At 64.3% G+C, this 13,230-nt stretch carries 11 protein-coding genes; 5 read left to right on the top strand and 6 right to left on the bottom strand.

From position 1 onward, the window contains the following. Positions 1–39: 39 nt before the first annotated feature. From polA to ACK8CP_RS15175, 3 genes are all read right to left on the bottom strand, one after another. Positions 40–3,075: a DNA polymerase I gene (gene polA, locus ACK8CP_RS15185; protein ID WP_414834277.1), complete on the bottom strand. Its 3,036-nt coding sequence runs from the start codon at positions 3,073–3,075 to the stop codon at positions 40–42. Between the two features lie 117 nt (positions 3,076–3,192). After that, complete coding sequence (locus ACK8CP_RS15180; protein ID WP_414832377.1) at positions 3,193–4,263, bottom strand: acyltransferase family protein; 1,071 nt, start codon at positions 4,261–4,263, stop codon at positions 3,193–3,195. Positions 4,264–4,418: 155 nt separating this feature from the next. After that, a complete protein-coding gene (locus tag ACK8CP_RS15175) occupies positions 4,419–5,591 on the bottom strand; it encodes a penicillin-binding protein activator (protein ID WP_414832376.1) in 1,173 nt (390 codons plus the stop codon). Between the two features lie 150 nt (positions 5,592–5,741). Between ACK8CP_RS15175 and rsmI the strand changes: the two genes are divergently transcribed. The 3 genes from rsmI to gshB all read left to right on the top strand — a co-directional run bounded on the left by rsmI (position 5,742) and on the right by gshB (position 8,026). Further along, entirely contained in the window at positions 5,742–6,605 is an 864-nt protein-coding gene (rsmI, locus tag ACK8CP_RS15170; RefSeq protein WP_414832375.1) for a 16S rRNA (cytidine(1402)-2'-O)-methyltransferase, read from the top strand. A gap of 17 nt (positions 6,606–6,622) precedes the next feature. Then, entirely contained in the window at positions 6,623–6,988 is a 366-nt protein-coding gene (locus tag ACK8CP_RS15165; RefSeq protein WP_234629999.1) for a YraN family protein, read from the top strand. Between the two features lie 90 nt (positions 6,989–7,078). Next, complete coding sequence (gene gshB / locus ACK8CP_RS15160; RefSeq protein ID WP_234629998.1) at positions 7,079–8,026, top strand: glutathione synthase; 948 nt, start codon at positions 7,079–7,081, stop codon at positions 8,024–8,026. A 34-nt stretch (positions 8,027–8,060) separates the two neighbouring features. Here gshB and ACK8CP_RS15155 read toward each other — a convergent pair whose 3' ends face one another. Continuing rightward, on the bottom strand, positions 8,061–8,756 hold the full coding sequence (locus tag ACK8CP_RS15155) for a YrbL family protein (RefSeq protein WP_414832374.1): 696 nt from the start codon (positions 8,754–8,756) through the stop codon (positions 8,061–8,063). Positions 8,757–9,090: 334 nt separating this feature from the next. Between ACK8CP_RS15155 and ACK8CP_RS15150 the strand changes: the two genes are divergently transcribed. Then, entirely contained in the window at positions 9,091–10,623 is a 1,533-nt protein-coding gene (locus ACK8CP_RS15150) for a YifB family Mg chelatase-like AAA ATPase (protein WP_414832373.1), read from the top strand. Positions 10,624–10,783: 160 nt separating this feature from the next. Here the strand turns inward: ACK8CP_RS15150 and ACK8CP_RS15145 are convergent, their stop codons facing one another. Together ACK8CP_RS15145 and irrA are read right to left on the bottom strand one after the other, a co-directional pair. Beyond that, positions 10,784–11,899, bottom strand: coding sequence for an ABC transporter ATP-binding protein (locus ACK8CP_RS15145; RefSeq protein WP_414832372.1), 1,116 nt, complete (start codon positions 11,897–11,899; stop codon positions 10,784–10,786). 168 nt (positions 11,900–12,067) lie between these two features. Continuing rightward, complete coding sequence (irrA, locus tag ACK8CP_RS15140) at positions 12,068–12,499, bottom strand: iron response transcriptional regulator IrrA (protein WP_234629994.1); 432 nt, start codon at positions 12,497–12,499, stop codon at positions 12,068–12,070. A 196-nt stretch (positions 12,500–12,695) separates the two neighbouring features. Between irrA and fabA the strand changes: the two genes are divergently transcribed. Further along, positions 12,696–13,223 (top strand): 3-hydroxyacyl-[acyl-carrier-protein] dehydratase FabA, encoded by a 528-nt coding sequence (fabA, locus tag ACK8CP_RS15135; RefSeq protein WP_128290424.1) that lies wholly within the window; start codon positions 12,696–12,698, stop codon positions 13,221–13,223. The last annotated feature ends 7 nt before the right edge of the window (positions 13,224–13,230 follow it).

Here is a 13,230-nt window from a genome sequence, read left to right as displayed (position 1 = left end):
GTCCGGTCTGCCATGACCGCGGGCAACTCGATCAGCTGCTTAATGCGCTGCTTCCCAATTGTCGGCAGCGCGCGCATCGACCTGCAGCGGGACCCGGAGCGCCACGGCCGGCTCCGCCGCCTTTTCCATCACCTCGCGGATGACGGGAAGGCTCGCCTCCACCTCTTCTTCCGGCACTTCGAAGATCAATTCGTCATGCACCTGCAGGAGCATGCGCGCGGAAAGCTGTGCCTTGGCGAGCGCATCTTCCATGCGGATCATGGCGCGACGGATGATATCGGCCGCCGATCCCTGGATCGGCGCGTTGATCGCTGCGCGTTCCGCCCCTGACCTGATCGAATGGTTGGAGTGCTTGATGTTCGGGAAATGCGCGCGGCGCCCGAAGAGCGTCTCGACATAGCCCTTGTCGCGCGCCTTCTCCTTCGTCTCCTCCATATAATCGCGGATGCCCGGGAAGCGCTTGAAATAGGTCTTGATGTAGTCGCCCGCTTCCTCGCGGCCGATGCCGAGCTGGGCGGCGAGCCCGAAGGCGGAAATGCCGTAGATGATGCCGAAATTGATCGCCTTGGCGCGGCGTCGGATCATCGGGTCCATGCCTTCGATCGGCGTTGCAAACATCTCAGAGGCCGTCATCGCGTGGATGTCGAGCCCGTCCTCGAAGGCGCGGCGAAGCGCCGGGATTTCCGCGATATGGGCGAGAATCCGGAGTTCGATCTGCGAATAATCGGCCGAGACGAGGCGGGTGCCTTCCTCCGCCACGAAGGCGGTGCGGATTTCGCGTCCCTCCTCGGTGCGGACAGGAATGTTCTGCAGGTTCGGCTCGGAAGAGGAGAGCCGGCCCGTCGTCGTGGAGGCGAGGGAATAAGACGTGTGCACGCGCCCGCGTGTGTCGAGATAGGAGGGGATGGCGTCGGTATAGGTGCCCTTGAGCTTGGTGAGCTGGCGCCAGGCGACGATCTTCATCGGCAGGGGATGGCCCTCGGCCGCGAGATCCTCCAGCACCTTGACGTCCGTCGACCATTGCCCGCCCTTGGTCTTGCGGCCGCCCGGCAGGCCGAGCTTGCCGAAGAGAACCTCCCCGAGCTGCTTTGGCGAGCCGATGTTGAAGCTCTCGCCCGCCATGTCGACGATCTCCGCTTCGAGCCCGGCCGCTTTCTGGGCAAAGCGTCCGGAAAGGCGCGAGAGGATGTCGCGATCGACCTTGATGCCGCGCTCTTCCATGCGGGCGAGCACCGGCAGAAGCGGCCGTTCCAGCCGCTCGTAGACATTGGTGAGCCCCTCGGCAGCAAGACGCGGCTTCAAGACCAGCCAAAGCCGCAGTGTGACGTCGGCGTCCTCGGCGGCATAAGAGGTGGCGCGGTCGATCGGCGCGAAGTCGAAGGTGACCTTGTCGCGACCCGTGCCGCAGACGTCCTTATAGGCGATCGGCTTGTGGCCGAGATGGCGCTCCGAGAGAATGTCCATGCCGTGCTGTTGACCGAAACCGGCATCGAGCGCGTAGGAAATCAGCATCGTGTCGTCGTAACTTGCGATCTCGATGCCGCGCGCTTTCAAAAGCAGCCAATCGTATTTGAGGTTTTGGCCGATCTTGAGGATCGTCGGATCTTCCAGGAGCGGCTTCAGGAGTTCGAGAGCCCTGGCTTCCCCGATCTGCGTATAGTCACTATCGCTTAAATCGGAAGAAGAGAGAGAGTCGGTACCGCCTTCCGCCCCGGCTTCACGGGCCTTTTCCGTCTCCGCACCCCCGCCAAACAGGTCGGAATGGGGGGCAGCATCGGGGCGGCGGTGCCCGAGAGGCACGTAACACGCCTCGCCCGGTGCCACGGCGAGCGAGACGCCGCACAGCGTCGCCTGCAAGGGATTGAGGCTCGTCGTCTCCGTATCGAAGGCGAGACGCCCCGCCGCATAGGCACGTTCGATCCAGGCCTCCAGCGCCTCGATCGTGCGCACGCATGCGTAAGAGCTCGGATCGATCTTCGGCTCAGTCGCCGTCTCGGCGCGCTGGCGCGCAAGATCGGCCGGGGCCGCCAGGAAGCCGCGTTCGTCGGCGAAGGCGCCATCGACAGGCGCTGCGACACTGCCCGTGCCGTCCCCCTTCGTCTCGGCAAGGTCCGGGCCGTGCGCGTCGGGGCCTGCGCCCCACCCCGCGATCTCGAGTGTCGGTGCTGAGATCGCCGCCGCATCGGCCTCCATCTTTTCGGCGATGCGGCGCGTCAGCGTGTTGAACTCCATCGCCTTGCAGAAACCGATCGCTTTCGCCGCGTCGAGGCTTTCTACGGCGAGATCGCCGAGCGGGACCTCGAGCGGCACGCTCGTGGAAAGTTCGACGAGCTTTTTGGAGATGCGCGCCTGCTCGGCGAACTCGATGAGGTTCTCGCGGCGCTTGTTCTGCTTGATCTCCGATGCGCGGGAGAGAAGCGTTTCGAGATCCCCGTACTCGCGCAGGAGCTGTGCGGCGGTCTTCGGCCCGATGCCCGGCACCCCCGGCACATTGTCGGTCGGATCGCCGGTCAGCGCCTGCAGATCGATCATCTTGTCGGGGAAGACGCCGAATTTCTGCATGACGAATTCGGCATCGATCAGCTGGTCGCGCATCGTGTCGAACATGATCACGGAGGGCCCGATCAGCTGCATCAGATCCTTGTCGGAGGAGATGATGGTCGTGCGCGCCCCGGCCTCACGGGCGAGCTTCGCATAGGTGGCGATGAGGTCGTCCGCCTCCCATCCCTGCTGTTCGACACAGGCGAGGTTGAAGGCGCGCGTGGCGTCGCGGATCAGGCTGAACTGCGGAACGAGATCCTCCGGCGGTTCGGGCCGATGCGCCTTGTACTCGGGGTAGATGTCGTTGCGGAACGTCTTCGCCGAATAATCGAAGATGACGGCAAAATGGGTGGGTTCGTCGCCCTTTTCCGGCGTCGGCCCCTCCTGCAGGAGCTTCCAGATCATGTTGCAGAAGCCGGAGACGGCGCCGACGGGCAGGCCGTCGGATTTGCGCGTCAAAGGCGGCAGCGCATGGAAGGCGCGGAAGATGAAGGCCGAGCCGTCGACGAGGACGAGATGATCGCCGGATGTCATGCCGGCGCCGGAGGCGGATTTTTCGGAGGAGCTCATGGCGCGGAGATTTGACTGCCGCGCCTCCGATTTCAAGCAGAACCGATCCGGCCCAGGCGGCATCCCCTGCGAAGAGGAGATTTACTCCGCCGGGGCGATCGCCGCCTTCTGCCCGGGTTTGCTACGCCAGGGCTGGTCGATCCGGGCCCAGGCGGGCCGCACGAAGAGGAAGGTGCCCCAGCCGGTGCGTCGGGTGAATTCATACAAGATCACCGGGCCGATGACGCCCGCCGCGGTGACGAGAAGCGAGATCGTGCCGATATCGGTGATGAGGCCGAGCTTCAAAAGGATGCTGCGGGTCACCACCATCGGCAGGAAGAAGGCGAGATAGACGACGATCGAATTGGCGCCGAGATAGGTGAGGGGACGCGAAACGAGCGTCTTCGCCAGCAAGACGGAGAAGGTGCAGACCGCGACCGCCCCCGCAAAACCAAGGCCGAGCGAAACGACGGGAAGCTTCGAGATGCCGCCGAAAACACAGGCCGCGTTGAGGACACCCCAGGCCGCGAGATACCCGACACCGAAAAGGAGATGTCGGTCGGCCCGATCCGCAAAACGGAAGATCGCATCCGCCAGGATGAAGCCCGTGTAGAAATAGACGAAGCGCGAGGCGAACTCGTCGATCAGCATCGAGCCGGTGTCGATATGCGCAATCTCGAGCCCGGCCGCCACCAGCCAGACGAGCCAGGCCGGCACGCGGCCATGAACGAGGCGCGTCACGGCAAAAAAGATCGCCAGATGGTAGATGAACCAGAGCGTGCCGAAAGGCTCTACGAAGCTCTTCAGGTAGAACAGCAAAGCGCCGTCCCAGCCATAATCTGAGGCGAATTCGGGCGCCTTCAGAACGAACTGGATGGTGAGCCAGAGCACGTAAAAATAGGCGAAATGCAGGATCTTGCGGTCGACATAGAGGCGCAGGGGCGCGGTGATGCGGGCGGACAGAAAAAGCCCTGCAATCATGAAGAAGTCGGGCATCCGGAAGGGGCGGGCGAATTCGACGACGTAATTCATCCAGCCGTTGGCGCCGACCGCCTTTTCCACCCCCAGCGTCGAATGCATCATCACCACCATGATGATGCAAAACCCCTTGGCGACGTCGACCCATGCGACGCGCGTTCGTGCTGAGGTGGTCGCTGTGCCGGCCGCATCCATGGCGCGATCCTTCTTTCGGAAGAAACCCCGTCTACTATGCGAAGCTTGCTCCGCGGCGTCGCGACATATTCTAAAAGACAGTTAAAATTGCAGGGATTGTTGCCGGAAGGCTGCTCCGCCGGATCGGGCGGGCCGCATGCCGCAATCTTCGGCTATCAGAAACCGCCGGCGCCGGAGAAGGAACGGGGGGCTTCGTCGATCAGACGGGCGCCCGAGCCGGTGACCTCGTAGACGGCGAGCTGGCGCTGATTGGTGCCGTCCGACTTGAGCCGGAAGACGCCATCGACACCGTTGAAGCCGTTCGTATTGGTGAGAAGGCTCGCGGCGAACGCGTCGTCGGGATTCTGCCGCACCAGACCGGCCGCCAGAACCGTGGCATCGTAGGCAAGCGTCGCGTTGCGCGGCGGCTCCGAGCCATAGGCCGCCCGGTAGCGTGCGGCAAATCCGTCGAAGGTGCGCCGCGTCGGTGCCGGAAACCAGCCGCCGGCGAGCGCGCCATTGTTGAGGACGGCCGGATCGTTCCACTGGCCGCTGCCGAGAAGCTTGATATTGCTGCCGGCGGAGCCGAGCGCCTGCGAGATGAGGGCTGGCGCCTGACCGGCGTCGGGAATGAAAAGCGCATCGATGCGCGAGGAAATGGCTGCAATATCGGCGGTCTTCGCCCGGATATCGGTGTCGTTGAGGTCGTAATGCTCGATCGCGACGACCCGTCCGCCCGCATTGGCGACCGCCTGGCGGAAGGCCGCGTCGACGACGGTGCCATAGGCGTTGTTGGGCAGGAGCGCTGCGAAGGATTCCCGCCCTTCGCTCGCCGCATAGGAGACGATGCGTTCAGCATCGGAGCCCGGCAGGAAGCTCAGGAGATAAACGCCCGGGCCGGCAACCGCGGTGTCGGACGAGAAGGCCACCATCGGTGCGTTGGCGCGGCGCGCCACGGGTGCTGCGGCGCTGACCGATGAGGCGAAAAGCGGTCCGAGAACGATCTTGGTTCCCTCTGAGACCGCCTTCTGGGCGGCCGCCTGCGCCCCGGCCGGGGTGCCGCCGGTGTCATAGACGATGAGCGAGATCGGCACGTTGGGAAAGTCACTCATCGCCATCTCGGCGGAATTGCGGAAGGCCCGCGCGGCGGTGCCGGCATTGCCCGTCGCCGTCAGCGGCAAGAGCATGGCGACCCGCGTGGTGCCGCTGCCGATGACCTCTCCGGTCGGCGCGGCAGGCCCCTGATTGACCGGCAGGTTGCCGCCGCCGTTCCCCGACATCGAGGTGCATCCCGCCAGAAACAGGAAAACGAGAGCTGTCGCGAACCAGCCGAAAAGGCCATTCGGCATCGAAAAATTTCGCCTGAACACGTCGTCTCTCCCGCCCGGAATGGTTGCCAGGCCCCCTTTTGGATCCTAGGCATTCGTCATAAGCGGCGCGTGGCGCCGTCTCAAGGGCAGCCGCAGAGAATGGCCGGAGACAGAGATAGAATTTTCGTCATGCGGGGCCACGAACTGACGGCGCCGCATCTCGAGCCGGGCCTCTATGTCACGGCAACGCCGATCGGTCATCTCGGCGACATCACCATTCGCGCGCTGGAGGTTCTGGCCGCGGCCGATGTGATCGCGGCGGAAGACACCCGGGTCACCCGCAAACTTCTGTCGCGCTACGGCATCACCAGCCGCCTCACCGCCTATCACGAACATTCCCATCCCGATGTCGACGACCGCCTCGTGAAGCTGATGGCGGAGGGCGAGGCCGTGGCGCTCGTCACGGATGCCGGCACGCCGGTCGTCTCCGATCCCGGCACGCGGCTCGTCGCGCGTGCGGTCGCCGAAGGTGTTGCCGTCCATCCGATCCCCGGCGCCTCGAGCCTCACCGCGGCCTTGAGCGTTGCCGGGATTTCGGCCGAGGCGACGCTCTTTCTGGGTTTTCTGCCGGCGAAGGAGAAAGCCCGGCGCGACGCGCTTCGGCGGCTCGCCGATCTTCCCTTCGCCCTCGTTCTTCTGGAAGCGCCGCATCGGCTCCAGGCTTTCGCCCGCGACGCGAAAGAGATCCTCGGAGATCGGCCCGTCTGTCTGTGCCGGGAGATGACGAAGCTGCACGAGACGTTCCTGCGTGGTTCGCTCGCCGATCTTGCCGACGCGGCGGGCGAACAGGACAAAGGCGAGATTGTCGTCGTGATCGGGCCCCCAGCCCCCAGGGAGGCGGGTGAAGGCTTCGATGAGGCCGATCTCGACCGCATGCTCGCCGAGCGTCTCGGCACGATGGGGGTCAAGGATGCCGCCCGCGAGGTTGCGGAGGAAACCGGCCTGCCGCGGCGCGCGCTCTATCAGCGTGCGCTGTCGCTCGGCAAGGAGTGAGAGACGGGGGGCACTGAATGAGCGAGAAGCGGCGCCGGGCCTACCGACAGGGCCATATGGCCGAGATGGCGGCGGCGCTCTTCCTCATGATGAAGGGGTATAGGATCCTCGCACGCCGCTACCGGACGCCACTTGGCGAGATCGATCTCATTGCCCGTCGCGGCCGCACCGTCGCCTTCGTCGAGGTGAAGCTTCGCGGTGAAAGAGCGGCGGCAGACTGGGCGCTCACCCCACGCAGCGAAAGGCGCATCGGCGCCGCCGCAAGCGTTTGGACCTCGCGGCATCCCGCCGCCATGCAATTCACGCAGCGCTTCGATCTCGTTCTCGTTTCGCCTTTTCGTTTGCCCCGGCATCTTGCGGACGCCTTTCGCCCTCCCAATTGATTGCCTCCGGCCACTCGATTGCACCGGGCCACTCGATTGCATCGGGAATGAAGCGCGGCTAACGCAGAAGCCAGAAGAACGGAGAGACCAATGGCCCTTTCAGTCGCAGTGCAGATGGATCCGATCGCTCAGATCGATATTCGCGGCGATACGACCTTCGCGCTGATGCTGGAGGCGCAAAAGCGCGGCCACAGCCTCTTCTATTACGAGCCGCGGCACCTTTCGATGGAAGCCGGCCGCGTCTTTGCCCGCATGCGGGCGGTGAGCGTTGCCGACGAGGTCGGCCGCCATTACGAGCTCGACGAGGCGGATCAGCAGCTCGGGCTCGAAGATTTCGATGTCGTCCTGATGCGCCAGGATCCGCCCTTCGACATGGCCTATATCTCGGCGACGCATCTCTTGGAGCGCGTTCACCCGAAGACCCTCGTCGTCAACGACCCGGCCCATGTGCGCAACGCGCCGGAAAAACTCTTCGTCACCGAATTTTCCGATCTGATGCCGGAGACGCTGATCTCCCGCGACATCGCAGCGATCCGCGCCTTCCGCGAAAAGCACCGCGACATCATCTTGAAGCCGCTCTACGGCAATGGTGGTGCCGCCGTTTTCCGGATCAGCGAGGGGGACGAAAACCTGTCCTCGCTGATCGAACTTTTCGAAACGACCTTCCGCGAGCCCTTCGTCGTGCAGCGCTATCTGCCGGAGATCCGCAAGGGCGACAAACGCATCATCATCGTCGACGGCGAGCCCGCCGGTGCGATCAACCGGATCCCGGCGGTGGGTGATGCGCGCTCCAACATGCATGTCGGCGGCAAGGCTGTCGCGGCCGATCTCACCGACCGCGACCGCGAAATCTGCGCCCGTATCGGCCCGGAACTCAAGGCGCGCGGCTTCATCCTCGTCGGCATCGACGTGATCGGCGACGTGATGACGGAGATCAACGTCACCTCGCCGACAGGCATCCGCGAGTTGCAGCGTTTTTCGGATATCGATGCGGCTGCGATGGTGTGGGACGCGATCGAACAGCGCTGCGTGGGCTGACGGGCGGGGCAGAACCCCCGCCCTCGAGCCTGGCTTAGTCGAGAAGCGAGACGGCCGACGGCATCACCTCGCCGGCGACGAAGCCGTGAATGCGGGCGACGAAATCGTCGACCTTGCGCAACACCTTGCGTTCTTGCGACGCGTCGGTGCGCAGGAAGAACGGGCAATAATTGGTCGTGCCGAAATCGTCGATGAGGACGAGCCGGCGGATTTGGCCGTCGATGTCTTCCTGGACGAGGACATTGCACAACATGATTTTTCGCGTCGGCACGCGATAGGTGACGAGATGGTCGCAAAACGTCTCAACCGCCGCCTGACATTCCGGCGAATAGCCGTGGATCGTCAGATAGCTTTCGAGGGTGCGTGAAATCTCGCCGTCGCCGTCGCGAATGAGCTCCACCGAGAGCCCCATCCCGAGGCTTGTCTGCAGGAAGCCGAACTGCCGCGCCACATGCGCGAAGGCTGCCTCGCCGCGGACCTGACCGAGGCGGCGCAGAATGTGCTCGTCCTGGCGGTTGTCGTCGAAGCGCACGAGCGGTCGCAGACGCTTCCACGCGGCCTTTGACCGGCGCTGGTCGGCGAGCGTGTAATCCGGTCGCCGCACCTTGATCCCGCGATCTTTACGCGAGGGATCGACAAAGCAGAGCCGTCGACCTCCGCGCGCAAACGGGATCGCCCGGCTGAGATTGACGATGCCCGCCCCGGACCGCCGGTCCGCTTGCGCGTGCATCGTTTCCGGTCCGGTGACGAACGCCCAAACCGGCGCAAAAAACGCCCTTAGGCGCGCCGAAGCGCGCCTCTTTTCAATCGAATCGCAGACCATGTGCCCCGGCCGCCTGTTCGCACCCGCAGCGTCGATCCGCCGCGAATGTTATGTATTTGTCATAAAGTCCGCGGGCGTGACGGTTTCAAGGACTGGGGGCCCGGAAACGCAAAAAAGTGACTGATGCGTTTCATGTTGTTTCTCTTGCGCAACAGGTGCGCCTCTCGGATCGTGTTCCTTTTTCGTTCTTGTCATCCTCCAAAAGCTGAGTCATTCTGCAATCAGAACGGGGGTGGTGACGATGGTGTCTCGCGTTACGACAGTGGCTTTTCGCGGGGTCGAGGCGATCCCCGTCGATGTCCAGGTGCTGATCGCGCCGGGGCGCACGCTCTTCAACATTGTCGGCCTGCCCGACAAGGCGGTGGCGGAAAGTCGAGAACGTGTGCAGGCGGCGATTCATGCGTCGGGTCTCGCGCTTCCGGCCAAGCGCATCACCGTCAATCTCGCCCCGGCAGACCTTCCGAAAGAAGGCAGCCATTATGATCTGCCGATCGCGCTTGCCCTGATGGCGGCGATGGGCGCCATTCCGGCCGATGCCGTCAGCGATCATGTGGTGCTTGGGGAACTCGGCCTCGACGGTCGCATCGAAGCGGTGGCGGGTGTGCTGCCGGCCGCCATCAGCGCCAATGCGCTGAAGAAGGGGCTCATCTGCCCCGCCAGCTGCGGCGGGGAGGCTGCGTGGGCCGGTGAAGAACTCGCCATTCTGGCGCCGAAGAGCCTGATTGCGCTCGCCAATCACATCGCCGGCAGTCAGGTCCTGTCCCAGCCCAAGCCCGCACTTCGCGCCGCGAGCGAGGCGCTTCCCGATCTCTCAGAGATCCGCGGTCAGGAGAGCGCCAAACGGGCGTTGGAGATTGCCGCAGCCGGTGGCCACAACATGCTGATGATCGGCCCTCCGGGGGCCGGCAAATCGATGCTGGCGAGCCGGCTGCCTTCGATCTTGCCGCCGCTTGCGCCGCGGGAACTCCTCGACGTGTCGATGATCTCCTCGATCGCCGGGACCCTCGCCGGCGGGCGGCTGTCGAGCCAGCGACCCTATCGGGCACCGCACCATTCGGCCTCCATGGCGGCGATGGTCGGCGGCGGCATCAATGCGCGTCCGGGCGAGGTGTCGCTTGCCCATCACGGCGTGCTCTTCCTCGATGAATTGCCGGAATTCACGCCGGCCGTGCTGGATTCGCTGCGCCAGCCGCTCGAAACCGGCGAAGCCGTCATCGCGCGCGCCAATCACCGGGTCACCTACCCGGCTGAGTTTCAATTGATTGCGGCGATGAACCCGTGTCGCTGCGGTATGGCGGGCGAGCCCGGGCACACCTGCCGGCGTGGCGCCCGCTGTGCGGCCGATTATCAGGCCCGGCTCTCAGGGCCTTTGATCGACCGCATCGATCTTCGCATCGAGGTGCCGGCACTCTCCGCCATCGATCTGATCGGCCCGGCCGAAGCGGAGCCGAGTGCGGCGGTGCGCGAGCGTGTGGCGGCGGCGCGTGCGATGCAGGCGGAGCGCTACCTGTCCCGCGGCCTGCCGGGCCTGCGCATCAATGCGCGCGCCGGCAGTCGCGTGGTGGAAGATGTCGCAGCTCCGGACGAGGCCGGTGCCCGTCTCATTCGCGATGCCGCGGAAGCGATGGGCTTATCGGCGCGCGGCTACCACCGCGTCCTCAAGGTCGCGCGCACGCTCGCCGACCTCGACCAGGAGGAAAAGGTGCGCCGCATCCATGTGGCGGAGGCCTTGAGCTACCGCCAGAGCGCGTCTCTGCTTGCCGCGGCCGCATGAGGCGCGCATCCGCGGTAAAGCCGCGGCAACCAAAGGCCGAGTGATGTCGCAAAGGGGCGCTCGAGCCTCTTCCCGCGATCATCCGCAGGGGGATGAGCGGCGCCATGCGTCCTCGCCCGAGCGGGATCGCCCGTGTGGCACGTCCGCGAAAAACGGCCGGTCAGGCGGCTTTCTGCAGTCGTTCGTGTCGAAGAGCCCGGCCATTTGCGTCGAAGAGCTGCAAATCTTCGGCATTGGCGGCAAGACGCACGCTTTCGCCGCGCTCGACCGCCACTTCGCCGGCAAGTTTCGCCACCACGGGATCGTCTTGGCGGCCGATATCGACGTAGACGAGCGTGACCTCGCCCAGAAGCTCCACCAGCGTCACCTCGCCTTCGATCAATGTGTCCTCGCCGGCTTCCGCGAGGCGGAGGCTTTCCGGTCGGACACCGAGATGACCAGGGCCTTGTGGGATGGCGATCCCCTCGGGGCGTGGGAGAGTGAGGTCTCTGCCGCCTTCGGGCGCGACCCGCAGCCCGTCCTGCGTGGTGCTGAAGGTGGCAGCTAGAATGTTCATCGCCGGCGAGCCGATGAACTTCGCCACGAACAAATTGTCTGGCCGGTGGTAGAGCTCCAACGGCGTGCCGACCTGCTCGACCCGGCCTTTGTTCAACACGACGATGCGGTCGGCGAGTGTCATCGCCTCCACCTGGTCGTGGGTCACGTAGATCATGGTCGTGTCGGGCATCTTCTCGTGCAAACGGGCGATCTCGATGCGCGTCTGCACGCGCAGCGCCGCATCGAGGTTCGATAAGGGCTCGTCGAAGAGAAAGACCGCCGGGTCCCGGGTGATCGCGCGGCCGATCGCCACGCGCTGACGCTGGCCGCCGGAAAGCTCCTTCGGCAGCCGGTCGAGATAGGGCTCGATCTGGAGAATGCGCGCCGCCTCGCGAACCCGCTTGTCCACCGCATCGCGCCCGGCCCCTTTGTCGAGGCGGAGCCCGAAGGCCATGTTGTCGTACACGCTCATATGCGGATAGAGCGCGTAGGATTGGAACACCATGGCGATGCCGCGCTCCTTCGGAGTGCGGTCGTTGACGGTCTCTCCGCCGATTTCGAGCGTGCCGCGCGTGATGTCTTCAAGCCCGGCGATCACGCGCAAAAGCGTGGATTTGCCGCAACCGGATGGGCCGACGAAGACGACGAACTCCCCATCCTCGATGTCGAGGTTGATGCCCTCGAGCACTTTGACCTTGCCGAAAGCCTTATCGACGCCGCTCAGCCTGACATTGGCCATCGAAGCTCCTCCCATTTGACGACCGATCGCCGTTCAGCGAAGGCGCCGCCGGCCCTTCGCTGCGGCAATTGTCTGGGAAACGCCCGATGGGGCGAGAGGCTGCAACTCCGTCCGGCGCAAAGCTCTCTTAGGCCGCTACGACTGAGGAACTGCCACCTGGCTTTCGTCTCAGGCGTCTGTCCGGCGACGCACCCGCACCACGACCTCGACGGCGGTGATTTCCATGCCTTCGGGGGGCTCGGGAACGTGCGTCAGGCTCACCGGACCATCGATATCGATAAGGGAATTGTCCCCTTCGACGAAGAAATGGTGGTGGTCGGACACGTTCGTGTCGAAATAGGTCCGCGCCCCATCGACTGCGACTTCTCGCAGCAGCCCGGCTTCGGTGAACTGATGCAGGGTGTTGTAGATCGTCGCAAGCGAGACCGGCACCCGCATCAGTTGCGCTTCCTCGTGCAGAAGCTCTGCGGAAATATGCCGATCACCCTTCTTGAACAGCAAGCCGGCCAGGGCCACACGCTGTCTCGTCGGCCGCAGACCCGCACGACGCAGCCAACGGGTCAGCTGCTCAGGCGAATTGTGGTTGTGTATAGCCGTCATGTCAGCTCGCTCTCGGCAGTCAAAGAGTTTATAGGACGCTGCCTTTAGCCCTATATGCGAATTTGTATCGTTCTGACAACTCTGACGCTGTGTCGCTGTTGCCGCGCGGCTCGGTTTCGCTACGCCGCGCGGTATGTTAGGTAGCGGGTTGTCGTTAAGGAACCCAAATGACCCGCCTCACAGAAAGACCAATGCAATGAATGAGCGGCGCAGCCATTTCGAGTATGAGGACCTTCTTGCCTGCGGGCGGGGAGAGCTTTTCGGGGAGGGCAATGCGCAATTGCCGCTGCCGCCGATGCTGATGTTCGACCGTATTTCGGAGATTGCTGACGAAGGTGGCGAATACGGCAAGGGGCGGATCCGTGCCGAGATGGAGGTCCGTCCCGACCTCTGGTTCTTTCCCTGCCATTTCCATGGCGATCCGGTGATGCCGGGCTGCCTGGGTCTCGATGCCCTGTGGCAGCTTCTTGGCTTCTTCCTCGGCTGGCTCGGTGCCCCGGGCAAGGGCCGCGCGCTCTCCGTCGGAGAAGTGAAATTCTCCGGTATGGTTCTTCCGACCGTCAAACGACTGGAGTACGGAATAGAGTTGAAGCGCATCCTGCGCTCCAAACTCACGCTCGGCATCGCCGATGGCTGGCTGAAGGCCGACGGAGAAGTCATTTACCGCGCAAAAGATCTGAAGGTCGGGCTGTTCACAGCGAATCAGGCTGTCGCCACCGCGTAAGGCGCGC

The sequence above is a fragment of the Afifella sp. YEN Y35 genome, assembly GCF_047553465.1.
Lineage (GTDB): Bacteria > Pseudomonadota > Alphaproteobacteria > Rhizobiales > Afifellaceae > Afifella > Afifella aestuarii.
This window is presented reverse-complemented; position numbering and strand designations above follow the sequence as displayed.

What these genes read in the sequence shown, in the direction of transcription:
- polA (WP_414834277.1), bottom strand. Translation starts at nt 3,075, where the DNA reads ATGACATCCGGCGATCATCTCGTCCTCGTCGACGGCTCGGCCTTCATC.
- ACK8CP_RS15180 (WP_414832377.1), bottom strand. Translation starts at nt 4,263, where the DNA reads ATGGATGCGGCCGGCACAGCGACCACCTCAGCACGAACGCGCGTCGCA.
- ACK8CP_RS15175 (WP_414832376.1), bottom strand. Translation starts at nt 5,591, where the DNA reads ATGCCGAATGGCCTTTTCGGCTGGTTCGCGACAGCTCTCGTTTTCCTG.
- rsmI (WP_414832375.1), top strand. Translation starts at nt 5,742, where the DNA reads ATGCGGGGCCACGAACTGACGGCGCCGCATCTCGAGCCGGGCCTCTAT.
- ACK8CP_RS15165 (WP_234629999.1), top strand. Translation starts at nt 6,623, where the DNA reads ATGAGCGAGAAGCGGCGCCGGGCCTACCGACAGGGCCATATGGCCGAG.
- gshB (WP_234629998.1), top strand. Translation starts at nt 7,079, where the DNA reads ATGGCCCTTTCAGTCGCAGTGCAGATGGATCCGATCGCTCAGATCGAT.
- ACK8CP_RS15155 (WP_414832374.1), bottom strand. Translation starts at nt 8,756, where the DNA reads ATGCACGCGCAAGCGGACCGGCGGTCCGGGGCGGGCATCGTCAATCTC.
- ACK8CP_RS15150 (WP_414832373.1), top strand. Translation starts at nt 9,091, where the DNA reads ATGGTGTCTCGCGTTACGACAGTGGCTTTTCGCGGGGTCGAGGCGATC.
- ACK8CP_RS15145 (WP_414832372.1), bottom strand. Translation starts at nt 11,899, where the DNA reads ATGGCCAATGTCAGGCTGAGCGGCGTCGATAAGGCTTTCGGCAAGGTC.
- irrA (WP_234629994.1), bottom strand. Translation starts at nt 12,499, where the DNA reads ATGACGGCTATACACAACCACAATTCGCCTGAGCAGCTGACCCGTTGG.
- fabA (WP_128290424.1), top strand. Translation starts at nt 12,696, where the DNA reads ATGAATGAGCGGCGCAGCCATTTCGAGTATGAGGACCTTCTTGCCTGC.